General features: G+C 55.0%; 21 protein-coding genes. 5 read left to right on the top strand and 16 right to left on the bottom strand.

Features of this window, described 5'->3' with window-relative positions; translation table 11 throughout:
* Window positions 1-7 precede the first annotated feature (7 nt).
* The 6 genes from CA264_RS12890 to CA264_RS12865 all read right to left on the bottom strand — a co-directional run bounded on the left by CA264_RS12890 (window position 8) and on the right by CA264_RS12865 (window position 6872).
* Window positions 8-259: a hypothetical protein gene (locus CA264_RS12890; protein ID WP_025607723.1), complete on the bottom strand. Its 252-nt coding sequence runs from the start codon at window positions 257-259 to the stop codon at window positions 8-10.
* The gene (locus CA264_RS12885) at window positions 211-909 is read right to left on the bottom strand and encodes an alpha/beta hydrolase (RefSeq protein ID WP_025607722.1); all 699 of its coding nucleotides are present in this window, start codon (window positions 907-909) and stop codon (window positions 211-213) included. Before CA264_RS12885 ends, CA264_RS12890 begins: the two co-directional genes overlap by 49 nt.
* 176 nt (window positions 910-1085) lie before the next feature.
* The gene (locus CA264_RS12880) at window positions 1086-2747 is read right to left on the bottom strand and encodes a GNAT family N-acetyltransferase (RefSeq protein ID WP_084196224.1); all 1662 of its coding nucleotides are present in this window, start codon (window positions 2745-2747) and stop codon (window positions 1086-1088) included.
* A 163-nt stretch (window positions 2748-2910) separates the two neighbouring features.
* Complete coding sequence (locus tag CA264_RS12875) at window positions 2911-4581, bottom strand: GNAT family N-acetyltransferase (protein ID WP_025607719.1); 1671 nt, start codon at window positions 4579-4581, stop codon at window positions 2911-2913.
* 64 nt (window positions 4582-4645) lie between these two features.
* Complete coding sequence (locus CA264_RS12870; protein ID WP_025607717.1) at window positions 4646-5800, bottom strand: DegT/DnrJ/EryC1/StrS family aminotransferase; 1155 nt, start codon at window positions 5798-5800, stop codon at window positions 4646-4648.
* A 154-nt stretch (window positions 5801-5954) separates the two neighbouring features.
* Window positions 5955-6872 (bottom strand): polysaccharide deacetylase family protein, encoded by a 918-nt coding sequence (locus CA264_RS12865; RefSeq protein WP_237151117.1) that lies wholly within the window; start codon window positions 6870-6872, stop codon window positions 5955-5957.
* 563 nt (window positions 6873-7435) lie between these two features.
* Between CA264_RS12865 and CA264_RS12860 the strand changes: the two genes are divergently transcribed.
* Window positions 7436-8569 (top strand): sodium:calcium antiporter, encoded by a 1134-nt coding sequence (locus CA264_RS12860; protein ID WP_025607714.1) that lies wholly within the window; start codon window positions 7436-7438, stop codon window positions 8567-8569.
* A 31-nt stretch (window positions 8570-8600) separates the two neighbouring features.
* Here the strand turns inward: CA264_RS12860 and CA264_RS12855 are convergent, their stop codons facing one another.
* The gene (locus tag CA264_RS12855; protein WP_025607712.1) at window positions 8601-9986 is read right to left on the bottom strand and encodes an SPW repeat domain-containing protein; all 1386 of its coding nucleotides are present in this window, start codon (window positions 9984-9986) and stop codon (window positions 8601-8603) included.
* 266 nt (window positions 9987-10252) lie between these two features.
* The gene (locus CA264_RS12850; RefSeq protein ID WP_025607710.1) at window positions 10253-11722 is read right to left on the bottom strand and encodes an APC family permease; all 1470 of its coding nucleotides are present in this window, start codon (window positions 11720-11722) and stop codon (window positions 10253-10255) included.
* Between the two features lie 293 nt (window positions 11723-12015).
* Here CA264_RS12850 and CA264_RS12845 point away from each other — a divergent pair, with 293 nt between their 5' ends.
* The gene (locus CA264_RS12845) at window positions 12016-12213 is read left to right on the top strand and encodes a hypothetical protein (protein WP_025607708.1); all 198 of its coding nucleotides are present in this window, start codon (window positions 12016-12018) and stop codon (window positions 12211-12213) included.
* Between the two features lie 30 nt (window positions 12214-12243).
* Here CA264_RS12845 and CA264_RS12840 read toward each other — a convergent pair whose 3' ends face one another.
* The 5 genes from CA264_RS12840 to CA264_RS12820 all read right to left on the bottom strand — a co-directional run bounded on the left by CA264_RS12840 (window position 12244) and on the right by CA264_RS12820 (window position 15178).
* Entirely contained in the window at window positions 12244-12738 is a 495-nt protein-coding gene (locus tag CA264_RS12840; RefSeq protein ID WP_025607706.1) for a hypothetical protein, read from the bottom strand.
* A gap of 127 nt (window positions 12739-12865) precedes the next feature.
* The gene (locus CA264_RS12835; protein ID WP_025607705.1) at window positions 12866-13219 is read right to left on the bottom strand and encodes a Rieske (2Fe-2S) protein; all 354 of its coding nucleotides are present in this window, start codon (window positions 13217-13219) and stop codon (window positions 12866-12868) included.
* A gap of 2 nt (window positions 13220-13221) precedes the next feature.
* Complete coding sequence (locus CA264_RS12830) at window positions 13222-13599, bottom strand: DUF3221 domain-containing protein (RefSeq protein ID WP_025607704.1); 378 nt, start codon at window positions 13597-13599, stop codon at window positions 13222-13224.
* Window positions 13599-14261 (bottom strand): DUF2461 domain-containing protein, encoded by a 663-nt coding sequence (locus CA264_RS12825; protein WP_025607702.1) that lies wholly within the window; start codon window positions 14259-14261, stop codon window positions 13599-13601. The genes CA264_RS12830 and CA264_RS12825 overlap by 1 nt, the downstream gene beginning before the upstream one ends.
* A 215-nt stretch (window positions 14262-14476) precedes the next feature.
* Window positions 14477-15178, bottom strand: coding sequence for a hypothetical protein (locus CA264_RS12820; protein ID WP_025607700.1), 702 nt, complete (start codon window positions 15176-15178; stop codon window positions 14477-14479).
* A 403-nt stretch (window positions 15179-15581) separates the two neighbouring features.
* Between CA264_RS12820 and CA264_RS12815 the strand changes: the two genes are divergently transcribed.
* From CA264_RS12815 to CA264_RS12810, 3 genes are all read left to right on the top strand, one after another.
* Window positions 15582-18122 carry a PIG-L family deacetylase gene (locus tag CA264_RS12815; RefSeq protein WP_025607698.1) on the top strand — a complete coding sequence of 847 codons (2541 nt, stop codon included), beginning with the start codon at window positions 15582-15584 and terminating at the stop codon, window positions 18120-18122.
* A gap of 68 nt (window positions 18123-18190) precedes the next feature.
* The gene (locus CA264_RS21870; protein ID WP_162912084.1) at window positions 18191-18337 is read left to right on the top strand and encodes a hypothetical protein; all 147 of its coding nucleotides are present in this window, start codon (window positions 18191-18193) and stop codon (window positions 18335-18337) included.
* Window positions 18334-20043: a sodium:solute symporter family protein gene (locus CA264_RS12810; RefSeq protein WP_025607696.1), complete on the top strand. Its 1710-nt coding sequence runs from the start codon at window positions 18334-18336 to the stop codon at window positions 20041-20043. Before CA264_RS21870 ends, CA264_RS12810 begins: the two co-directional genes overlap by 4 nt.
* Before the next feature lie 845 nt (window positions 20044-20888).
* Here the strand turns inward: CA264_RS12810 and CA264_RS12805 are convergent.
* The 3 genes from CA264_RS12805 to CA264_RS12795 all read right to left on the bottom strand — a co-directional run bounded on the left by CA264_RS12805 (window position 20889) and on the right by CA264_RS12795 (window position 23391).
* The gene (locus CA264_RS12805) at window positions 20889-21803 is read right to left on the bottom strand and encodes a class I SAM-dependent methyltransferase (RefSeq protein WP_025607694.1); all 915 of its coding nucleotides are present in this window, start codon (window positions 21801-21803) and stop codon (window positions 20889-20891) included.
* 83 nt (window positions 21804-21886) lie between these two features.
* The gene (locus CA264_RS12800; RefSeq protein WP_025607693.1) at window positions 21887-22756 is read right to left on the bottom strand and encodes a DUF2911 domain-containing protein; all 870 of its coding nucleotides are present in this window, start codon (window positions 22754-22756) and stop codon (window positions 21887-21889) included.
* 104 nt (window positions 22757-22860) lie between these two features.
* Window positions 22861-23391 carry a hypothetical protein gene (locus CA264_RS12795; RefSeq protein ID WP_025607691.1) on the bottom strand — a complete coding sequence of 177 codons (531 nt, stop codon included), beginning with the start codon at window positions 23389-23391 and terminating at the stop codon, window positions 22861-22863.
* Window positions 23392-23491 lie beyond the last annotated feature (100 nt).

Genomic DNA, 23491 nt, shown 5'->3' with positions numbered 1-23491 from the left:
AGTTTACTTACCGGTCTTCTCTAACATAGGGGTGGCTGTAGTTGCGGGCAGTGGGTTCGTCCATCAGCTCGTAGTGTGTGAGCATGATCTCACGCTCGCCGCTGTTCAGGGCCCGCACGTACACGCCCTCCGGCGTTTCGTAAATCGCGTAGTTGTGCTGCCCAAACGGGTAGAGGTTGTTGCTGCGCAGGATGTGGGCGTGCGTCAGGTCTACCTGCTGCCCATCGGTGGTTTTAACGATGTATCTGCTTTTATCCATGTGTCTTCTAAAATTTTGCTCAAGATAGCGCTAATTTCGTCAGCCTGGTGCATCACCATCAGGTGCTCCCCGCCCTGCACCTTAATGATGTCGGGGCGGTCGTGGAGCGGAAGGACCAGGTCCCTCGTGCCGTGGATTTGCACCAGCCCCGGCAGTATTTCCTCCTGCGGCCACACCAGCAGCTGCCCCAGCGACCACCGCAGCAGCTTCTCATCAATGTACATAATAGCCCCCTTTAGCAGGAGTTTCTCTGGCTTGGTATGCGCGCCAAAAAAGAACGGGGCCAGCGGGACGGCACTCTGCATAAGTTTAAGAGGCATCCACCTGTGCAGCTTTGTTTTGCCGAGCTTCCGGTAGATGGTGGGTAAGGCGTGCCGTGTAGCCAGGCTGGAAATAAGGATGGTCTTGCGGGGCTTCAACACTTTACTCAGCTCTATGGCCACCAACCCGCCGTACGACATGCCCACCAGGATCGGGTCAGGATCGGTCACCTGCTCCTTTAGCCGGTGTACGTACTCCTGCCCCGGCTCGTCTATATGCCGGGGCTCTACCCACTGGATGTGCTGCTGCGGCAGGTAGTCAGGGAGCTTGAGGAACTGAAACATGCGCCAGTCGGCACCCAGGCCACTAAGGAAGTATACTTTACTCATAGTATGGTTGTACGGAGAGAACGCGAGTTGTTTTTAGGATAGCGGATGAGCCTTTAAGTTACGGGAAGCTGCTGGAATGTATCAACCTATGGTGTGCAGCGCTTGTACGTCAGGGAATCTGGCTAGCCTTTGCCTGTAAAGCCGCATTAAGAGGTGGGGTTAGCTGCCTGTGAACTTCATACCTTCTCAAAGCCGGCCGCCTCCAGTGCGCGCCGGGTGGCGGTGCCTTCGGCCACTGCGAGCACCTGCCCGTGGCCCTCCTCCCGCGCCACCTGCCCGGCAGCCGTGCGTAGGAAGGAGGAAAGCCCTGCACGCCCGCCCGGGTGGCAGTAGATGCCGCGTAGCGTAGCCCCTGCCTGGCCCGGGGCGGGGGAGAGCCAGGCGCAGCACAGCAGCCGTCCTTCCCTGCGCCAGGTGTAGCAGTGCTCCCCGGCCTCCAGCCGCCGCATGGCCTCGCCCAGAAACTCCCACCGCGTCTGCCACCCCCCGGCAGCCTCGAAGCTCAGCAGCGCCTCCAGGCTGTCCCGCTCCACGGCGAGGAGAGAGGGGGGGAGTAGGTCTGGTGCGGTAAACGCGATAAAATAGGTCTGGCTACTTTTGGCGTGCCTTGCTCTTGGAAACAGACTATGCAGCAGCGCGCTAGGGTCTCTTTTCCTAAGCAAGCGAATTTTCTCTTGAAACAGCTGAGCCTGCTTCTTGATGAGTTTCAGGGTACTTTGTTGGATGCCTGCTTTCGTGAGCCTGCTCTTTAGGTAGGTGCTGCACCCGTCCTTTAGGCGTTTGCGCCAGCGACTGTAGGCAGTGCCGACATACAGTATATGAGCTTCCACGAGATCGGTTGCCAGGTTTTCCTTGTAGGCGTCTCCACCGGGTGTCAGGTCAAACACCTTGATTTCTGAGTTCACTAAATGCTTGCCTAACATCAAAAACTGAAGGATCCCCGGTGAGTATTTAGCATGTATCGGGGAATGCGTGTTGAACCCCTGCAGGTGCAGCCAGCCTCGCCCAGCAGCTCCTGCGTTTGAAGCGATTACCGCGTCGTTAAGCTTAAGAACCGACACATGAAGCAGCTTTCGCTCAAACAAGGTCATGATAAAACGCTTTTTCAGTGTGTCGTCTTTAAACGGCGTTAGGTTTACTGTCGCTCCTTTACGAAAGTCGTACTGCGTTGCAAGCTCATCGAGCAGGCCCTGAAACACAGCGCTATCTGTTATTTGCTCAAAGGTAAGGTGACCTAATCTTTTTAACCGGTTCAGCTTCTCTCTCTTGTTCTTCTTTTTTAACTCCAAGGAGAGGCTCTCATCGTTTACCACCATCAAAGGTTGGCTGTATGCTTTCAGCAGGCAGTGCTTCTTCCAGAAATGCGTTGCCATGAGCCCCTGGAGCGGTGTGTTGTAGGGAAGGTACTTTAGCCTGATGCTACTTTTGGGGAACAGCCTGTACAGCTCCAGCAAGGCTGCCTGAAGGAAAGAGGTACTGTCATGCGTTGTTGCCAACCAGACCTGGTACTCCGCCTGGCTGTCGCCAGCACCAATTATATGCCCTTTTGTATCTTGAGCTAACGCAAAAACACCGACCAGTTTTCCTGCCCTGACCTGCTCTACAAGAATGGGTTGGTACGTTGTAGCATAGATTTCATACCAGGCTGAAACAAAAGCTATACTTTGATACACCGTAGCCCACGGACAAGCCTGGTAAAGGCTATCCCAGCATGAGCTGTACTGCTCATCATTGATTTTGAGTAACACGTCATCTCCAACAAGAAGCCGTACTGTTTCTGCATCGTTTCTTTCTAACGCTACAGCAGTCTCATTTGTAAAGCCCTCGGGTAGTTGCATTAGGCGGTCTTCAGTTACAAGGTTAGCGTTATTGACATGCCACGCGGGCAAGTATGGTGTAAGCGTGTAAATTTCTGCTCTGCTGCGTGAGCCGATAGGTTAGAAAGCGTCGCTAAAAGAAAAGCTGCTGCCTAGAGTAGAGTTAGCTGCCTGGGCGCTAGGCCTACACTTTTTCCTCAAAGCCGGCCGCCTCCAGTGCGCGCCGGGTGGCGGTGCCTTCGGCCAGTGCAAGCACCTGCCCGTGGCCCTCCTCCCGCGCCACCTGCCCGGCGGCCGCGCGCAGGAAGGCGGCAAGCCCTGCCCGCCCGTCCGGGTGGCAGTAGATGCCGCGTAGCGTAGCCCCTGCCTGGCCCAGTGCGGGGGAGAACCAGGCGCAGCACAGCAGCCGTCCTTCCCTGCGCCAGGTGTAGCAGTGCTCCCCGGCCTCCAGCCGCCGCATGGCCTCGCCCAGAAACTCCCACCGCGTCTGCCACCCCCCGGCAGCCTCGAAGCTCAGCAGCGCCTCCAGGCTGTCCCGCTCCACGGCAACCGGGGCTTCCTGGCTGCTTTCACGGATAATGTAAAATCTATCGGGCTGTGCATGTAGGGAGTCACGCAGAAGTGAGGGGAGTAAGCTTAAGGTGCCGCGGCTCTTTATCGCCTTCAGCCTTGCGCGGATTATATACACCGCCTTGCGAACTGAAAGCTCTACTGACATAGGCCGTAGTCCTGCCGTTATCAAGCGCTCATGAAGAAATTTCTTGAGCACTTTTTTGGTGTGGAAGGCCCGGGTGCCAGTAATGGTTAGTTCATACACATGGTCATGCTTGTTGGCAATCCGGTCTTTGTAGGCATCACCTCCCGGCGTCAGGTCAAAAACGGCTGTTCCCTCCTGGGCCAGCTGCTGACCCAGGGTTAAGAAATGGACGAAGCCGGGGGAGTAGTAGCTTGCATGGAACGGTGTGTGGACGTTGATGCCCCCCAAGTGCACCCAATCCTTTCCTATCACTGCTGCGATCGCAGCTTTTACTTCCTCGTTTACTTTGAGAACCGTAACATGAAGTAAATTTTCCCTAAACATCGCTTGAAGGAACACGGCCTTGAGCGGGTTATCCCGGAAGAGATTTTTATTGAACATGGCACCCTGCCGGAAATCGAACTGAACGGCTACCTCCTCCAGAATGGAGACAAACCTCTCCAGGTCCGTAATGCGCTCAAAGCTGACATTCCCCAGGCGCTTGAGTCTGTTTAGCTTATTTCTGTACTCCCCTTTACGGAAGAGCTTTTCGTGCTCCGGGTCCTTTAAGTCCATCAGAGGCCTGCGAGAGGACTGGAGTATGCAGCGCCCCTTCCACGAGGGGTCTTCCTTGGCCCATTGGAGTGGCGTGTTGGGAGGCAAAAACCGAAAGAGAACCGAGTAGGAGGGAAACCTGCTGCTTACTGCTGCCAGGGCTGCCTTTATAAAGGTACTGCCGTTGTGCTCATGGGCTAACCAGACCTGGTACTCCGCCTCGAAGTGGCCCGCCCCTACAATGCGGCCGCTACTGTTTCTTAACTTGCTTTGCACCTGGCCCGGGAGCGGTACGGCCATAGTTAACAGGCCGGTAAGTTTTCCTTTCACCGCTGCTTTAACGAGAAGCGGACTATACACCCCCTGGTAAACCCTGTACCAGTTTTCCACAAAGCTCCGGCTCTGGAAAACGGTGGCCCAGGGGCAAGACTGGTAGAGAGCGTCCCACTCAGAGGCAAACAGGACATCGGAGAGCAGGTCGATAGCCTGCTCCCCGGTGAGCAGCTCTATTTCTTCCGTGCCGGTCGGGTGTGTTACTGTATTTTCATGAGTTATTAACTGCATCGCTATCACGTTGGGGTTAAACAGTTATTCCTGGTGCGGCACCTGTCCTTTTTCGCCAATTACCTTAACCTGCTACAGCCGCTTTTGCTGTAAGGCCAACTCGGGCCTCCTGTACTGCTTGCACAATTTGCTCAAGGTCTGCCATCGTCAGTTCCTGGTGCACCGGCAGCGCAAGCAAGCCCTCCCGAAGCGCTTTGCTTCTGGGGAAGTCTGCAACAGGAAGAGAAGGGTGCGGGTTGAGCCAGAATAGCAGGCCTCCCACACCCCGGTGGCGAAGCCTGAGTAAAAAGCTTTTGGCATCACTTACTTCGATCGGAAACGCAAAGGGGCTGGCACCTTCTGGCAGGGAGTCAAAGGGCGGGGGCACCATTTCCCCCAGGTGGCCGAGCAAGAACCTGTAGTTCTTTCTGCGGTCCTCGGCAGTGCCCTCGTCTAACAGTTTTGGCAGCAGAAAGCTTGTCATGGTTGAGGGGGGAGTGGAGGGATTACCAACCTCGAACTCTTTATGGTGCTGCTTTTTAAGCTCACTCAAGGATCTGTTCCACCATGTCTGTACAGGCTTGAACAGGAGGTGTACCAGGCCTACCTCTTTACGGCGGGTCGCAACCCAGTTTATGTGCCTTTTAAAGGCCCGCCAAAGCCCTGACTGCCTGGATGCGGAGGGAAAAGGTGGAGGTACGCTAGATACAACAGCGCCGCCATCAGGAAGCCCGTATGTTTTGTAAAGACAGAAAAACGCCATATGGCCGTGAGAACCGACCGGCTGGCCCTGTTGTGTGGCTAAGAATGCTTGAGCGGCATCTTCGACCAGCAACAGCTGCCTTGCATCACACCACTGACGCCAGAATAGCGCATCCTGCGGAAACCCCAGGTAGTGGATCAGGTACAGGGCACACACGTTTGCATCCAGAAGCGCCTCAAGTCCTGCAGGGTCTGGCTCAAGCAGCTCGTTTACCTCGTAGTACCGTATTTTGAGGCCCGCCTTAAGGAGGGCCTCGACTTCAGAACCGTGGTGATAGGCAGGCATTAAAATCACCGCGTCAGGACCAAGGTTTAGAGAGGTGAACGCTTGCCATATAGCCTGGCGCGCCTTTGAGTAAATCCTGCAGTTATCCTGGTCAAGCGGGAAAGGACGCCAGTTCGACTTTGCCTTAAAGTACACCTGAGGCGGCAGCGTAGGCCATATAAGGAGGCTGTTAACAGGGCGAATCTTCTTCATGCTGGTATGTGGTTTAAAGTCGGGCTTCTGTTGGCTGGAACATAGTGGAGTTAAAGTGTCAAAAGCGGCTCAGGCCTGTAGTACGCCCGTTCGTCCGGGCTGCGACCTGTGTACTACAGGTGCTCAGGCTGTAAGAGATGCAAGTGAGGCCTCCTTAACCGGGCGTAACAAGGGGGCTTTCTACGTTGCTGAGGAGCGGTGGCGTCTCACCACTTTGTACTTGGTTTTGCCTGTCCTTTTCTGTAGGCTTCCTTGAAGATGGCAACCTTAGTTTGTGTAAGACAGTTTGCCAAACCCCAACCATGCGGCAAATGTTCTCTGCCATAGAAGCACCCTCTAGCAACCCGAACCGCGGTATCTCATACCTGTCTTTTAGCTTCTCCCGCGTGATGTACAGCGGATCACTGGAGAAGGCAAGACGGTACTCCAGATCCTGTAGCGCCTTTATTTCCCGGCTTCCATAGTTACCGTTCGGATAGGCGAAGCTGTTCACTTTGGCCCCTGTCCAGGATTCAAGCTTTTGTTTTGATATCCGTAGCTCCTCATAAACTACCTCGTCTTCGCAGTTGATAAGGATCGGGTGGGTGTGGGTGTGCCCTCCAACGGTAACATACCCGGAGGCTGTAATACGCTTCACCTGCTCCACTGTCATGGCCTCTCTCGGCAGGGTGATTTTGGCTCTCAAGTCCCTCACGATGGAAAGCCGCGCCTCGTTCTGCAGCTGCTTTAGCGCATGTTTTGAGGGAGCCTGGAGGGGGAGCTGCTGTGCTTTAGTGACATAAGACCACCAATAAGCTCCCTCTTCCACAGGTTCTGAGGAAATAAAGATGGTGACAGGCACATGATATTTGTTTACCACCTCTACAATGTTGGCCTCGTTTGTTTGCCAGCCATCGTCTACTGTCAGTAAAATGGCACCCTTAGGAAGCTCAAGCTCATGCTGGATGATGTTCTCCAGGTCGGAGGTGCTTATGAATGTAAATCCGTTCTTTTTTAGCCACTTAACACAAGCTTCAAACTCTCTCTTGCTTGGCTTGTGGAAATAAACCGACAGCATAAACCTACCGTGCATTGCCTTTCTTTTCGCCCTGCGGACAAAGCCCAGGAGAATTAGTAGGGACGCAAGTATCCATGCACTAAAATTTCTTATAGTAAGCCTCATAGCGATTTTTATTAACTACTCTTCGCAAAACAACAGCCTCGTCTCATTCAGTAGGAAGAGTACTCTGCGTGGCTGCTATACCTGCCGAGGCCACGCGATGGCTAGCTTATCACAAGCTTTACATTCCCTAAAATGAACACAGCTTGTATATCAGTTCTACTTCCAGCACAGATTTATGTTGCATGATAAAATCAAAAAAATACTTATAATATTCATAGTGTTATCCCTTCATTATTCTGACATAGAAAAGGCGGTACTGCCGCAACACATTGCTGGTAAGCGTACACATCGGGCAGCCGAACACTCTAGCGCAGCGCCTATGCATAAGCACCGCTGGAGCAGAGTCTTACCCCTTTGAGCTAGTCTTCTGCCAGGTTAAGTAACTATACCTGCCGCTCCATGGTAGTAATGTGTAACTCTTTTTAGAACGATATGGGACTGCTGCTGCTCATACTACCTTAAACTTTCAACTTGTGAACAACTTCTTTCAGGACCTTTCCTTGGTATGGAACATCGTTATCTTTGTTTTGTCTGGCGCGCTTGTTTGGGGAGCCGGTGTAAAACTGTCCAGGTACGCCGACAAGGTTATTGAGAAGACGGGGATTTCAGAGGTCTTTATCGGTACACTGGGGCTTGCCCTGATTACCTCGCTACCGGAGGTGGCTACCACTGTTTCGGCTGCCCTGGCTGATAACGTGAGTATGGCCGTTAATAACCTCTTTGGGAGTATTGCTTTGCAGGTCACGGTTTTAGCCGTTGCGGATGCGTACATCAAGAATGTTTCCTTAAGCGGCTCCCTGGAGAACCCTGTTTCGCGGTTTCAGGGCATCTGCCTTACTTTTTTACTTGCTGTTGCGGCTATTGCCATTCTGTACAAGGATCTGGCTGTTTTTCATGTAGGGCTTTGGTCTATCGTGCTGTTTATACTTTACCTGGCTTTGTTCTATGTCATCAACTACTTTAAAAGGATGAGGTGGTGGCTAACAGAGCCGGAAGAGCGGCAGAGCATTGGCAAGGTTAAGGCCGTTGTGTCTAAAAGAGTAGAAGAGATTGAGGAAGAGCAAAGCAGGGAAGGCGGAGACGCCGACGACGAAACGGCTGGAAAAGAAAAGAAGGAGCTGTCTGAGGTGATTTTGTCCAGGCTGGGGCTGTCTTTCCTGCTGGCGGCCGTTTGCATTCTGGCCGGCGGTTACTTTGTCGCCAACACGGCCGATGCCATTGCCAACAAAACAGGCGTCGGGTCCAGCTTTATGGGCTTCTTCTTTGTAGCGCTTACCACGTCGCTTCCGGAGCTCAGCACAACCGTTAGTGCGGCAAAGCTCAAGAGGTACCGGATGGCCTTCAGCAACATTTTCGGTACGAACATGCTGAACGTGGGCCTGGTGTTGCTTGCCGATGTGATCTACACGCAAGGGCCAGCCCTGGATGAAGTTGGCAACTTTGCCGCTGCCGGGGCCATACTGGGCATTTTGCTCACCAGCGTTTACCAGGTGGGCCTTACCATACAGCTGCGGAAAACATACTTCCGGCTAGGCTTCGACTCTATTCTGGTGATCCTGTTTTACATCGTCGGGGCGGTGATCCTGTTCAACATGCGCCAGGGCTAAGCCTATACCTATACTTATACCTACATCGGCTCTACTTGATATACTTGTCGTAGCTGCCTCTTCTCTCCTGTATCTTGCCTTTCGGGAAGCACAGCAGCAGGAGCACCGCGCCTGAGGCCACGCCGTTCCACATCGCTGCCTCGTTATTGCCTGTGCCGAGCACCCAGGGGGCGGCAATAAGCCAGATGCCGAAGAGTAGGTGTATGTATCGTGCTGTGCGGGCGACTTCAGACATGGCAATAACGGCGAAAGTTACCACCAGCGCCCCCACAATGTGGTTGCTGTCTGTTATGGTGCCGCCGCCATACCCTAAAACAGCTGGAGCCGCCATTATCCAGGCACCTACCGGTATAATGAGGAGCAGGTTCCAGGGTAAGCTTTTAAAGTCACCGGCAGCTTCCCGCAGGGTTTTCTCCAGCAGCGTCGCCGGGTTGCTGACCTCTTCTACGCTGCCGCCCTCCATGGTGCCGCCAAACCAAAAGGTGGTCCAGTAAGAGCGGTTTCTCTCCTTCTTTTCATACAGCATCAGCTGCGTGGTGGCCAGTACCTCGTCCACCGTAAATGGGATCATGATCAGCGAAATAAAAGCGCTGGTCAGGCACAGGCTACACCAATACCCCACCGACACCGGTTGCAGAATAACCAGCGTTATACTTACCACACCGAGCGGCACGATCAGGAAACCGAAGATAAGCACTACCCAGGGCATGGTGCGCCAGCGGTGCGTGCCCCCGGCATAGGCAAACAGAATATCCATGATGTAGGAAAACGCCCCCAGCATAGCATCGGACACCGGAAACGACTCGGAAACCTTAGAGGTAAGCACTTTTCTTGTGCCATCCCCGAAGAAGGGGTCCCACACGGTGTTGATGAACTCAAACTGAAAAGCCCCCATGTACCGGGCCACGAAGAAGCCGACCCAGGCAAAGAAGAGAACGGGCACCCGCTGGTTCCAGGAGGAGGGGTTGTAGGTCCAGCCGGGAGGAACGTTAGGCCCCGGCTGCGCGAAGAGCTTTATGCCGGGCTGGCTTGGAATAACGATGGCAAAGCACACCACGAGCGTTCCGATAAGGTAGTTGCTCAGCAGGCCAGCCTCCTCCTTGGACCAGAAAACCATAGGCGCTATCAGGAGCCATACGCCGAGGAACACCAGCGCCCACTGCGCCCACAGCTTATAGGGCTTCAGGGCGAAGTAGCTGAAAAAGATCAGGGCAAAGCCCGTCAGGATGTCGCTCCAAATCATCTCCGGTACGGTGTAGCCGAAGGTGGGCGGGTTAGCGATCAGCCACAGGCCCAGAACTATAATGCCGTAGTATGCCCAGCTGACTTTGCGGTGGTGCTCCTCATGGGCGGTTTGCTTCTCTTGGGAGAACAAGTCCTTTTTCACGAAGAAGAGGTTACGAAAGGATAGGCTCATACGTATCTGGCGTTGTTTGCTGTGCTTTGTTTCTTCTGCCGGGGCCGCCGAATAGTGCTCGGCCCCTGGCCCAGCCCACCCGGGAGAGAACCTCTTCAGGAAAGGGTGCAGTTCTAACCAGCGGGGCTGTACAAAACTGTACTACGTGAGCAGCGGGTGCGCGTTTCTTTCGGGCTGCTGCAGCCTGCAACGCACGCGCTGGCGCAAACAAAAAGCCCAAGGGTAATTCCTTGGGCTTTTTGTTTGCGCCAGCCGGTAAGCCGTTCTTACCTGGCTCTGTTAAACTTGTGGCCGAACAGGTAATACACCGGAATCCCCAGGGCTACAATGAGCAGGCCCGGCCAGGTGTACAGGGGCTTGTCGATCAGCAGAATGATGCAGATAGCGGAGGACAGCAGCACATAAAGCGCCGGCAGCACCGGGTAGCCGAAGGTTTTGTAAGGCCTTGGCAGGTCCGGGCGCTTCACCCGAAGTATGAACACCCCGATAATCGTCAGGATGTAGAACAGCATCACCGCAAACACCACATAGTCGAGCAGGTCGCCGTAGGTGCCGGAGAGGCAGAGCAGGCAGGCCCACACGCACTGCAGCCACAGGCCGGCAGCCGGTACGCCGTTTTTGTTCAGGCGGCCCAGCCGCTCGAAAAACAGCCCGTCTTTGGCTATGGCGTAGTACACCCGCGCCCCGGAAAGTATAGCGCCGTTGTTACAGCTAAAGGTGGAGATCATGATCAGAATAGCGATGGCCACAGTCGCTTTATAGCCTCCTACCACCTCCGCCACAGCGGCGGCCACTCTGTCGTTATCGGCATAGGCAATGCCCTGGCCCAGCGCCGTGGTCGCTTCAGGGGAGCCGTGCATGGGCAGCACCAGCAGGTACACCATGTTAATGAGCAGGTAAACGCCCATCACGATCGCCGAACCGATAACCATGCTGAGCACGATCGTGCGCTTGGGGTTCACGATCTCATCGCCGGAGAAGCCGATGTTGTTCCAGGAGTCGGCGGAGAAAAGGGCACCTACCATGGCAATGCCCATGGCTGATACCAGCGCCATACCGGTAGGCACGGCCACTGCAGCGCCGCTTGCGCCCCACAGGTCGGAGAAGTTTGCCTCTATGGCCGTTTCGTTTACCCCCAGCCACAGGCCGAAGATTATAAGCCCGAACAGGGCGATGAGCTTGGTGCTCCCGAAGATGTTCTGAATAAACTTCCCGCTCTTTACGCCTCTGGAGTTGATGTAGGTCAGGAAGATGGTGCTTACAATAGCCAGCAGCTGCACCGAGGTGAAGCCGAAGTCGCCCACCTGCAACAGCACATTGTCTTCGCTGAACCACGGAATCAGTACACCGGTAAAGCGGGCAAAGGCCACGCCGACGGCTGCAATCACCCCGGTCTGGATGACCAGAAAGAGCGTCCAGCCGTACAGGAACGCCACCATTTTGTTGTAGGCCTCTTTCAGGTACACGTACTGCCCGCCCACGTTCGGGAACATGGAGGAGAGCTCGCCGTAGCTGATGGCGCCCACCATGGTCAGGAACCCGGAAATGACCCACACCAACAGCATGTTGCCGGGGCTTACCACGGCACGGGCGATGTCGGCGGTTACGATAAAAATGCCGGAGCCGATCATGCCGCCTGTCACGATCATAATGGCATCGAAGAGGGTTATCTCGCGCTTAAAGCCGCTTTTGCTCTGCGCCTCCTCTTCCTGTACGCGTTGGGTAGTATCTTGCATGGTGTAAAATGAGGCCAAATATACACGTTTTTCAACCTACAGCCGCTGTTTTACGGCTGCCCCGCATGAATCAACTCCCCTTGGGCTTCTACAGTTAAATCTTCTGCTTTAAAGGCAAATGGAAGCATGGAAAATTATATCCTGTTCGTCTGCCTTCTGGTGCCGTTCGCGGATAAAATGAAGTGGTTGGTATAATACAGTAGTATAAGTAGTAACAGTACTTTGCTATACATAGTACTGTATAGTATATTTGTTACAACAAAACGATGTTAAACAACTTAAATATTAAAACTATGAAAATCATTGTTCTTATGGCCGCCTCTATGTTTGGTTTTGGTTATGCCGTTCAGGAAACGTATCAAGTGCCACAGCCGAAAGAAGTTATTGTTGTACGCCACGCCCCTGCAGCGCTGGAAGAGCCTGTGATGGATGTTATGCTGGATACTGTGGAGATTACCGTAGAGGCTCCGGTTGCGGTTGCTGCTTTATAGAGCAACCGCGGCCTTAGGCTGTTGTGCGGGCTAGGAGGCGGAGGAAAGCCCCTGTGTCCTTTCGGTGGCCTCACAGGAGAGGAGCCATTCCACGGCATCGGCACGGTTGTTAAAGTTGGCCATTTGCAGGCGCGGTATCACGCGCAGGTACAGGTCACGGGTAGACAGCCTGCTGAACATGTTGGTGGAGTACACATGGGCCATGGCACGCATTCCGGCACGGACCGCCTGCGGAAGCCACTCAAACTCCAGCCAGTCGTTGGCCTCGGTCCAGTCTCCGGTAGCGTCCGCTTTGTCGTTGAGCAGCTTGTCCGGGCACTGGTGCCTCTGGAGCAGTGCCAGGTATACTTTGGAGGCGGTCACTACGTCGCAGGAGGTGATGTGGCCCGTCCAGCGGGCCTCGATATAGCCTTGCTGCTGCAGCAGGGTCACAAACACATCCCCCTCCAGGTGTGTCAGCTCTATAGGGGCAGGCCATGCGGCTAGCTTGTGCTCAAATTCTGTTGCGTAGGTTGGTGCTGCCATTGGGTAGGGTTGAAGTACGTAACTGCCGGGCGCTTTCTTTAGGCGATGCCCGACAAGCATCTGTTTACGTTCTTCCGCTACGGTTGGCTGCTGTGTTGTAAATATATTTTTATTATATATAATCAAGCTAAGGTGTGGGCGGTAGCCCCACATACACGCCGTCCTCTCGCACTTCCACCGGGTATGTCACGGCGTTTCGGGAGCGGTACTCGCATTCCCGGCCGTTCTGCAGGTTAAAGCGGTAGCTGTGCCAGGGGCAAATCACCTCGTTCAGGTAGTTGGTGTTGCCACGGCTAAGCGAATAGCCCAGGTGGGGGCAAGCGTCCTCCACGGCAAAAAAGCCCGCCTGTGTATGGGCAAAGCAAACCTGCCGGCCACCCAGCTCCAGCTGCCGTAGCTTCCGCTGCGGCACCGCCTGAGCGGCCTCTGCCTCGGAGGCAAACACTTTGTGCCAGGTATAGCTATCGCTCGGGCCGGGCATTGCTAGTACTTTATGCGCACGGCTTTGGCATACCCCTGGATCGGCTTTGAATCCAGGATATCACCCGCAAACCAGGCCTGTACCTCATGCCCCTCACGCAGCTGGCTTAAGGTCAGCTCCTTGCCGTCCTCGTCCTCTATCAGTGTGTTTTCGTCGATGCTTATGCTGGCGTCGGGGTAGTTGGCCTCTACGCCTTCCATCGATTTTACAGCCACCACGGCTTTTGCCACTTTGCCGTTAGTGGCGGTGCGTTTGATGTCGGTGATGTAGCCGTACACGTCCGGCAGTGTGTCCGGAATACGCTTCGGTTCTTCGCAGCCGCTTAGCAGCGTGCCTAGCAGCAGGAGGCAAGACAGGTAAAGGAGAGACGTTCTTTTCACTATAGTTCGGTTAAGGAGGTGTTCAGAAAATCATGGAGGGGCTTCACCTGCCGGAACATCGGGGGCAGCCTGTCCAGAAAGTCGGGCGCCGTTACTTCCTCATCACGGAAGTAATGCAGCACCTGAAAGCCGTTGTGTTTTAGCAGCTCCAACTCCGGGTGCGTTTTGTCGAAGCCTTTGGGCGGTTGCTTGCGCATGTCGTCGCGCAGCTCCCCAAACGTGGCTTTAAACGTTGGCTCTTCCAGTAGCTGCCGCAGCACGCCGGGGCTGTAGTCTATTTCCTCGCGGATCAGCTCCAGCTGTTTTGTGCTTGGCTTGCGTATGCCGCCGCCGATCCGGGATTTTCCGGGCTCCAGCAGCAGTACGTAGTTGGGGTAAGGGGAGTGGCGGCCGCCTGGCGAAATACCGGCGCCAAAGTGGCCTTTGTAAGGAGCCTCCCCCTTTTTGGAGAAGTCGTTTTTGTTAATCCGGAAAACCGACTCCTGCACCGTTATCCCGTGCAGCGCGGGGTCGAACAGCTGTAGCTGAGCGATCAGGTACCCCACCGCCTCCTGAAAGTACGTTTTTGCCTGCAGGTACTCCTCCCGGTGTGCGTCCATCCAGGCCTTGCTGTTGTGCTGCTGTAGCTGTTGCAGAAAGTTGAGAATGTAGCGCGTGCTCATGTGGAGGAGTACCTGCGGCAGGGGCTTAGTGTTTCGGTGTTTTCGATTTAAACCAGATTACGCCGATAATCAGTGCAATAACAAGTATAATAATTAATATGAGTGTCATAGGTTTTCATAGTTTGGTTAGGTTAGTTGTACTAAAGCAAAAGCCCTCTTGTTGCGTTGGCAGTGTGCAAGAGGGCTTTAATTACTTACAGAAGGAGGTTTTTTGCTTAGGCCACGCGCAGGTATGAGTCGCCCAGCACCGCTTTCCGGATGCGTACTTCGGCCGCATAGTGCGACAGGAAGTCTCCGCGGCGGCAGGTAAGGGTACGGGGCTCCTGCATCAGCACCACTTTGGCGCGCTTGCCCACCGTGATAACGCCGATGCCACGGCGCTCGCACATGGCCAGCATATGGCTCGCAAGACTGTTGTTACGGAAGGTGAGGCTACTCATCGAAAGGCCCAGCCACTGCTCATCGGCCGGCGTCCTTTTTAGCTCATCGAGCAGGGAGGCCAGCTGGTGCAGGCGGTACCTCTTCTCCAGTAGGGTGTGGAGCACAAAGCAGGCGGTTGCCAGCACCACCGCAGCCGGAATGGCTATCCAGAGGGCCAGTTGGGCTACCTGCCAGCCCGCCATAAAGGCCCCAGCCAGCACCAGCAGGAACAAGGCGTAGCGTAACTTGCTAAGTCCCTTTTTCTTATAGCATGTGAGTGCCCGGGATATTTTCGGGGAGTTGTGGGTGTGGAGCGAGGCTATAAACAGCTTCTCGTCCTTGCCTTTGAAGGAAAACAGCCCTTCCGAAACATAGCCTTGTTTCGTCTGCTCATGGCGATCCACAAGCACGTGGCTGTTGCCTTGCTGGGCAATATAATGGTTGCGTAAGTATTCAAACGCAAAGTCGTTGATGTCACTTTCTCTTTGAACGGGCATAGAATCTCTGTCACATAACAGGATAGGGGACACGTATTTCTACAAATCCGGGATCAGATGATCAGGAAGTAGATACGTTACCGCTACCACATGGGTTTGGTTATGAAATTGAAAAGAAATCGAGAAAAAGTTCTAGTGTGCGATACAAACATAGGGTGTTGCTAATATATATCCTAATTAAATCTTGATTTTTTACATATATACTTGGAATTATACCCCGCAAGGCAGAATTAGGTGCTTTTTGCGGTATCAGAAGTATAGGAAGCCATAGCCGCCGTTCATCTCAGAAGTTGCACTTTCTGTCAGATAGGCCGCTTCTGGCGTACCATCCATCCTCAGAAATGATTAGCTTTACAATGCCGGTAGATTGCTCTGCCGCGTTAGTGCTTGTACAACCCATACTATGAAGCTATACTTTTCCCGACTCCGGACCCTGCTGTTCACCCTCGCGCTGCTGGCCTGCCTGCAGCCCCTACATGCGCAGGTGCCCCGGAAACCATCTTCGGCCCAGGTGCTGCAGGAGCTGCAAAGGCTGAACGTGCTGGGCTCGGTGCTCTATGTGGCCGCGCACCCGGACGATGAAAATACCCGCCTGATCGCTTACCTGAGCAACGAGAAGCTCTATAATACCGGCTACCTGGCCGTTACCCGCGGCGACGGGGGGCAGAACCTGGTAGGGCCGGAGATACGGGAGGGGCTGGGCATTATCCGTACGCAGGAGCTGCTGCAGGCGCGCCGTACCGACGGCGGCCGCCAGTTCTTCACCCGGGCCAACGACTTCGGCTTCTCCAAAAACCCGGAGGAGACCTTTACCATCTGGGATAAAGAGCAGGTGCTGGCCGATATGGTCTGGACCATCCGAAAGTTTCGACCTGATGTGATGATCACCCGCTTTCCGCCCGACGAGCGCGCCGGCCACGGCCACCACAGCGCCTCCGCTATACTTGCCGAGGAAGCCTTTCAGGCCGCTGCTGACCCCCAGCGGTTTCCGGAGCAGCTAAAGTATGTGGAAACATGGCAGCCCAGGCGCCTGCTCTGGAACACGGGCGTGTGGTCGTTTAAGAGCCAGGAAGAATTTGAGAAGCATGGCAAGGCGCTGCTGAAGGTAGATGTGGGCGGCTACAACCCGCTGCTGGGCAAGTCTTACGGAGAGATTGCCGCCGAGAGCCGCAGCATGCACAAAAGCCAGGGGTTTGGCGCGAGCGGTACACGTGGAACAAGTATAGAGTACCTGCAGCACACGGCAGGCGACAAGGCGCAGCAGGAGCTGTTTGAAGGAATCAACACCAGTTGGGGCCGAGTGAAGGGGGGAGAGAAAGTGCAGCAGCTTATCCGCAAGGCCATCGAGGGGTATAAGCCCTCTGAACCTGCCAGCGTGGTGCCGACGCTTATCGCGGCCAAAAAAGAGCTGGAGAAACTGCCCGATAGCTATTGGAAGCGCGTGAAGCTGGAGGAGCTGCAGGATGTGGTGCAGTACGCGCTGGGCCTGTACCTGGAGGTAACGGCTGCCGACTTCGCCGCTGCCCCCGGCCAGCCTGTAGAGCTACAGGTAGAGGCCGTTAACCGCTCGGCGGAGCCGGTTACGCTGCAAAGTGTCCGCTACAGTTTTGCTAATACAGACACCACACTTAACATCAGCCTTAAAAATAACGAGCCCCTGAAGTACAGCGCGCGGAAAGTGCTTCCGCAAAGTATGGCTTATTCGCAGCCGTACTGGCTGCGCAAGCCCGGCTCTCTGGGCATGTTTGCAGTAGAGCAGCAGCAGCAGGTGGGCCTGCCGGAAAATGCCCCTGCAGCCCAGGCTGTCTTTACTTTACAGGTGGCCGGGGAGCCGCTGCAGGTAAGCGTGCCTGTCGTGCATAAGCGCACCGACCCGGTGGCGGGGGAAGTATACCGGCCGTTCGTCGTGACGCCGCCGGTGTTCGTAAACCTGAAGGAGCACGTGTTTATGTTTGCAGGCCAGGAGCCGAAGCAGGTGCAGGTGCTGGTAAAAGCCGGCAAGGACAAAGTAAGCGGCGAACTGAGGCTGCAGCTGCCCAAAGGCTGGCGTGCTGAACCAGCCGCTGTGCCTTTTAACTTGCAGAACAAAGGGGCTGAGCAGCAAATAGCCTTTATGGTGTACCCGCCAAAAAAACAGCAGGAGGCGCAGCTGACGGCCATTGCCTCGGTAGATGGCAAAACGTACTCCCAGGGCCTGAACCAGATCAGCTACAGCCATATTCCGGCGCAGGTTACCTTTCCGGAGGCCACCGCAAAAATCGTGAAGCTGGACCTGCAGAAGCGCGGCCAGCGGGTAGGTTACCTGATGGGGGCCGGCGACGAAATCCCGGCCAGCCTGCAGCAGATCGGCTATGAGGTAACCCTGCTGCAGGATGAGAACATGCGCCTGGATTACCTGAAGCAGTTTGACGCCATTATACTGGGGGTGCGGGCTTACAACACCGTAGACCGCATTAAATTTTACCAGCCCACGCTGCTGGACTATGTGAAGCAGGGCGGTAACCTGATTGTGCAGTACAACACCAACCATAGCCTGGTAATGCCCGGCATCGCTCCGTACCCGCTCCAGCTCTCCCGCGACCGGGTAACGGTGGAGGATGCCGAGGTAAGGTTCCTGCAACCAAACCACCCGGTGCTCAACACGCCGAACAAAATCACCAAGGAGGACTTTGAGGGGTGGGTGCAGGAGCGGGGTTTATACTTCCCGAATGCGTGGGACGCTGCCTTTACCCCTATACTTTCGTCCAACGACCCCGGGGAGCCAGCCCGTGACGGCGGTCTGCTTGTGGCTAAGTATGGCAAAGGGTACTATATCTACACGGGTTACTCCTGGTTCAGGGAGTTGCCAGCCGGTGTGCCCGGGGCCTACCGGTTGTTCTCCAACCTTATTTCCCTGGGCAAGGAAAGCCCAGCCGCCGGCGAGGCCAAATCAAGTATAAAATAGCTTTCTGGGCAAAGGAGAGGGGTTTTAGAGCCTCTCATTTGCCTGTGGCTCTTCTCAAAGCTAACACCATGGAAGAAAAAAAGCCTGTAGACGAGGAGGCACCGATCACGAAGCCCCCGTTTTTTAGCAGCTGGTCCGGCATGTACTGGCTGGTGCTGGGCAACCTCGCCTTTCTGATCCTCCTGTTTTACTGCATTACCAAATACTACGAATGAGGCCACTCGATTGGGTTGTGCTGCTGGGCACACTTGGGTTTATTGTGAGCTATGGCGTCTGGAAAACGCGCGGAAGCAAAGATATTGAAGGTTACCTGAAGGGCGACAACACCATGAAGTGGTGGACCATCGGCCTTTCCATCATGGCCACGCAAGCCAGTGCCATCACGTTTCTGTCCACGCCCGGGCAGGCTTATGAAGACGGCATGCGCTTCGTGCAGTTCTACTTTGGCCTGCCGATCGCGATGGTCATTATCTCTGTCACCGTTATCCCGATTTTCTACCGCCTGAACGTTTACACCGCCTACGAATTTCTGGAAAACCGCTTCGACCTGAAAACACGAACGCTGGCGGCCCTGCTCTTTCTGGTGCAGCGCGGCCTGGCGGCGGGCATTACCATCTATGCGCCGGCCATTATACTGTCGACCATGCTGGGCTGGAGCCTGACGGCCACCAACCTGATTATCGGGGTACTGGTGATCTTTTACACGGTGTCCGGGGGCACAAAGGCCGTCAGCGTAACGCAGAAGCAGCAGATGGCCGTGATGATGGGCGGTATGATCATCGCCGGCATTATGGTGGTAAGCTACCTGCCCGACAACGTCGGCTTTGGCGATGCGGTGGCGGTGGCCGGCAAAATGGGTAAAATGAATGTGGTGGATTTCTCCTGGGACTGGGAAACCAGCTGGGACGACCGGTACAACTTCTGGTCCGGGATGACAGGCGGCCTCTTCCTGGCGCTTTCTTACTTCGGTACCGACCAAAGCCAGGTGGCGCGCTACCTGGGCGGAAAGTCGGTGGGGGAGAGCCGCCTGGGGCTGCTGTTCAACGGCCTGCTCAAGATCCCCATGCAGTTCCTGATCCTGTTTATAGGGGTGATGGTGTTTGTGTTTTACCAGTTTAACCAGCCGCCGGTGTTCTTCAACGAGGCCGCCAAAGGCAAAGTATATGCCACCGAATATGCCGATGAGCTTCGTGGGCTGGAGGCAACGTATGCCTCGCTCTTTGAGCAAAAGCAGGAGGCCGTGCATGGCCTGGTAAGCGCTTTAAAGGCCGAGGATGCCGCCGCCATCGCCACTGCCGAGGCGCAGGTGGACAGCTATACTTCGGCCGGGAAGCAGGTGCGGGAGCAGGTAAAGGAGGTGATCCGGAAAGCAACACCAGACGCTGAGGTAAGGGACACTGACTATGTGTTTATCTCCTTTGTGATGAAATACCTGCCAACGGGACTGGTGGGGTTGCTTTTGGCCGTCATCTTCTCGGCAGCCATGTCGTCGACGGCTTCGGAGCTTAACGCGCTGGCCTCGACAACGGTGGTGGATATTTACAAGCGCTCGGTTAAGCAGGACGGCAGCCCGATGCACTACCTGAACGCCTCCAGGCTTTTTACCGTGGGCTGGGGGCTTATCGCTATCCTCTTTGCCACGTACGCCTCGCTGCTGGATAACCTGATTCAGGCGGTGAACATCATTGGCTCCATCTTCTACGGCACGATTCTCGGTATTTTCCTGGTGGCCTTCTACTTTAAGCGCATCAGGGGCAATGCGGTGTTCTTTGCCGCCCTGCTGGCTGAGGCGGTGGTGCTTTACTGTTACTACTTCACGGATATCGCCTTTCTCTGGTTCAACGTCATCGGCTGTGGCTGTGTGGTTATTTTCGGGTTTATACTTCAGGCAGGGTTCGGGGAGAAGAAGAAAGCGGTGTAGAGGAAAGTGTAAATCCTACAGAAGAACCGGCGCCTCTCGGATGAGGAGAATTTGGCTGATACTGTTCTATAAGTATACGTTTCATAGCGGGCGGTGTCGCGCGGACAGGTCGCGATCTGCCCCTACAAGTCCTGTATCTTTAAGAAGCTCCTACAGCCTGAGCTATCTGATTGATCCGAGTCCTTTGGTTGAGTGCCTTGTGCCTGTTGCGGTGCCCGTAAGGGCAGCCCGCAGCGGAGCTAATAGAGGGCCCCTACCCCCAGGACGAGCCCTCGCGGGCATGAGCGCTCCAAAGTATAAAGTGAAACAGTAAGGTGTATGGGAGCTGGAGGATGAACGGAAGCTAGAAAGGATAGCTTGGTTGGAGATGCAAAGAACTGAGGCAATGGAAGTATAAGCTGAAGCAGGTTTGGCTAAAGCTATGCAAGTATGGCTCTGCGAGCCAGTTGAGTTACAAACTCAACACTATAAAAGCACACAAGTCTAAAGACTTGCGGCATAAGAGGTAGCTTTTAAAGCACGAGTTGCAAACTCGCGTTAGCAGGGTGAAAGTATAAATACAGTTAGCAGAGGCAGCCTTAGGCACAAGCGGACGCTTGCGCCAGAAGAAAATACCAAAAGTATAATTGCAACAGGGATAGCAGCAGCTAAGTAAGTATGGCTTTGCAAGCCAGTCGAGTTACAAACTCGACATTATAACAAGACACAAGTCTGAAGACTTGCGCCAGGGGAGGGGGCAGCGTAGTTGGAGAAGCATACTGGTGGAGGCAGAAAAAGACCGTCTAGTGCCTCTATCTGCACCAGCCAGAGCCTTGAGCTGCGGCGCTAGCAAAGGCAAGCAGCCCTTACCTTGGCTTTTGCGCCGCTACAATGTATACCAGGCTTCCGCCAGCCGACACGTACTCTTCCCGCTGCAGTTTCTCCTTCAGCATAATCTTATTGTAGAGCAGCTTCTGCCAATAGGCGTCAAACTTCTCCTTATCGCCGCCGCCAGCCATAAAGTAGTTCAGGTTATCTTTGTAGTCGTAGCCCATGGCCTCGCTCTCCACCCACTGCAGCATCTGTTCCACACGCAGCATCTTTTCCTGGGTGTCATAAGGCGGAATGATAGAGAGGGCCTTGTCGGAGATCCATACTTTCACATCCTGCAGGCCAGCTTTCAGAAAGAGGTCGGGCACAACGTCGCCGAGCGAGTTGAAGCCCTCGCCAAGCTGCTTCTTCCCCTTTTCGATGCGCAGCTTCACCTCCAGCACCTCCAGCATCGCCTCCACGTTGTAGTCGGTCTCGCCGTAGCGGTCAAACATCAGGTTCGGCACCAGGTTGTTCGGCTCCAGGGCCACCACCCAACCGCCGGGCTTGGTTACGCGCATCATCTCCTGAATAACGCGCTGCGGGTTCTTTACGTGGATCAGCAGCGTTTGGCAGAGCGTGACGTCGGCGGTGTTGTCGGGCAGGGGGATGTCTGTGGCATTCCCCACTTTAAACTCATAGTCGATGGCGTTGTGGCCAAACTCGCTGTGCGCCCGCTGCCGGGCCTCGGCAATGTAGCCGGGCTCGTAGTCTACGCCGTACACCTTGCCCCCGGCCGGCATGTACTTCGAAAACTTGAAGCCCATCATGCCCTTGCCGCAGCCAATATCCACCAGCGTCTGCGTGTAGCGGATGTAGAGCCGCTCCGCCAGCAACTCCAGGTAGTCCTCGTTCCACCAGTACTCCCGGGCCGGGCCCAGGTGCTCTTCCGAATGCTTCTTCTCTTCCAACGTTTCCTCTTTTTAAATGCCACAAAAAAGCCCCCGAAGTATACCCTCGGAGGCTTCATTATACGGTAAAAGCAAAGATAGCTTTATTTCATCTTTTTCCAGTCCGCTATGGCCTTTTCATTCAGGCGCACATAGTCTTCGTTGCCGGCGGCCTTGGCCAACTCCATAGACTTCTCAGCGGTTTTGATGGCTGCCTTGTAGTTGTTCATTTTCGCCTCGATCTTGGCCTGCGTGTGCACGTTCCAGAACTTAGGGTCGGTGGCATTGGCCTTCTTTATCCACTCATGCGCCTGCTTCAGGTCGCGGTTTGTGTCGAAGAAGTAGTTAGCGGCGGCCGCATACACACCCGGGTTTACGTTTGTGCCCTCTATCACCTGCTGTTGTATCTGGCTCATCACCTTGCTGTCCACATCGGTCTTCACGGTGAACGGCACGATCGTGTCGTCCCACAGAATCTCCACGTCCGTGGCGTCTGTGCGCAGGTTGGTGAAGTTAATGGTGAAGGACTCCACCTTGCGCGGGTTTTGCTGCGGCTTCACTTTGAAGCGAACCAGGTCCTCGGCCGGGTTGTAGTCTTTGCCGCCATCGCCCCAGTGCTTCGTGTTCTTGTGGATAACTACAGTCCACTCCTCCTTGCCGGGGATGGTGTACAGCGCGTATTCGCCGGCCGGGATCTTGTTGCCCTCGATCGTTACATCATCCGAAAACTTAATCTTAGTGGAGGCATTGGCCCCGGTGCGCCAGATTTTGTCGTAAGGCACCAGGTCTCCGAAGATTGTACGGTTTCTCACCGACGGGCGCGAATAGTCTACAGATATGGTGGAGAGGCCAACCGCCTGCTCAACTTTCTGCGATGGGCTTGGAGCCGGCATTTTGATGCCCTGCGCCTGCACAGCACTTGCGCCAAACAACAGTGCCGCCGAGAGGGCAAAGCCGATAATTGTTTTCTTCATGGTTCTTCTTTAGTTGAGTGAAAGCTTTATAAGCGTGTAATATTACAAATTATCTATAATCGAACCGAACGATGTTTACCCGCGGGTGCGCTTTCTTCGACAGACTAGAAGCTGCGCCCTACACTCAACCCAAACCGCGGCACCACTGCCACGCCGGGCGTGCCCGAGTCGTTTTCGGGCGAGATGAACGGGGTAACGGCCAGCCGCACCAGCAGGCCGCCCTGCGGGTGCTGGTACCGGAGCCCGACGCGGGCGAAGTACATGTTGTGGAGCAGGTCCGGGTCGCCAGTGAAGCGGCGGGTGTAGCCCAGGCCAAACTCCACGTGGTTTTGGGTGCCGCCCACCATGCCCAGCACCTCCAGCGGCACAACAGGGTACACACCCGGCTCCCCCTCCTGAAAAAAGAGGTTGGTGCCAATGCCGGCCCGCACGCCTGCCTTAAAGTTGTAGTACTGGTACAGCAGCCGGTCGAAGTTCAGGGAGTAGGTGTCGGAGTTGCCGCCCATCTCCAGGTAATAGGCGTTCATGGCGCTGAACGTGCCCGGGTGCCGCTGCGCCCGCGCCTGCAGCGCAAGCAACAGAAGCCCGGCAAGCAGCAAAGGGTAGGGCAGGCGAAAAGTATGGTTCGGGCGCATCTTGCAACTTCTTACGCAAAGTATAGCTAAAGGTGTATGTATAAAGTATAAATCCTGCTGCGGACAGTGCCACAGCAGGATTTATACTTTGTCGTAAGGC

Origin of the sequence: Pontibacter actiniarum (genome assembly GCF_003585765.1) — a bacterium.
Taxonomy (GTDB): Bacteria; Bacteroidota; Bacteroidia; order Cytophagales; family Hymenobacteraceae; genus Pontibacter; species Pontibacter actiniarum.
Note: the sequence above shows the minus strand (reverse complement) of the source record. Positions and strands in the feature narration are given on the sequence as shown.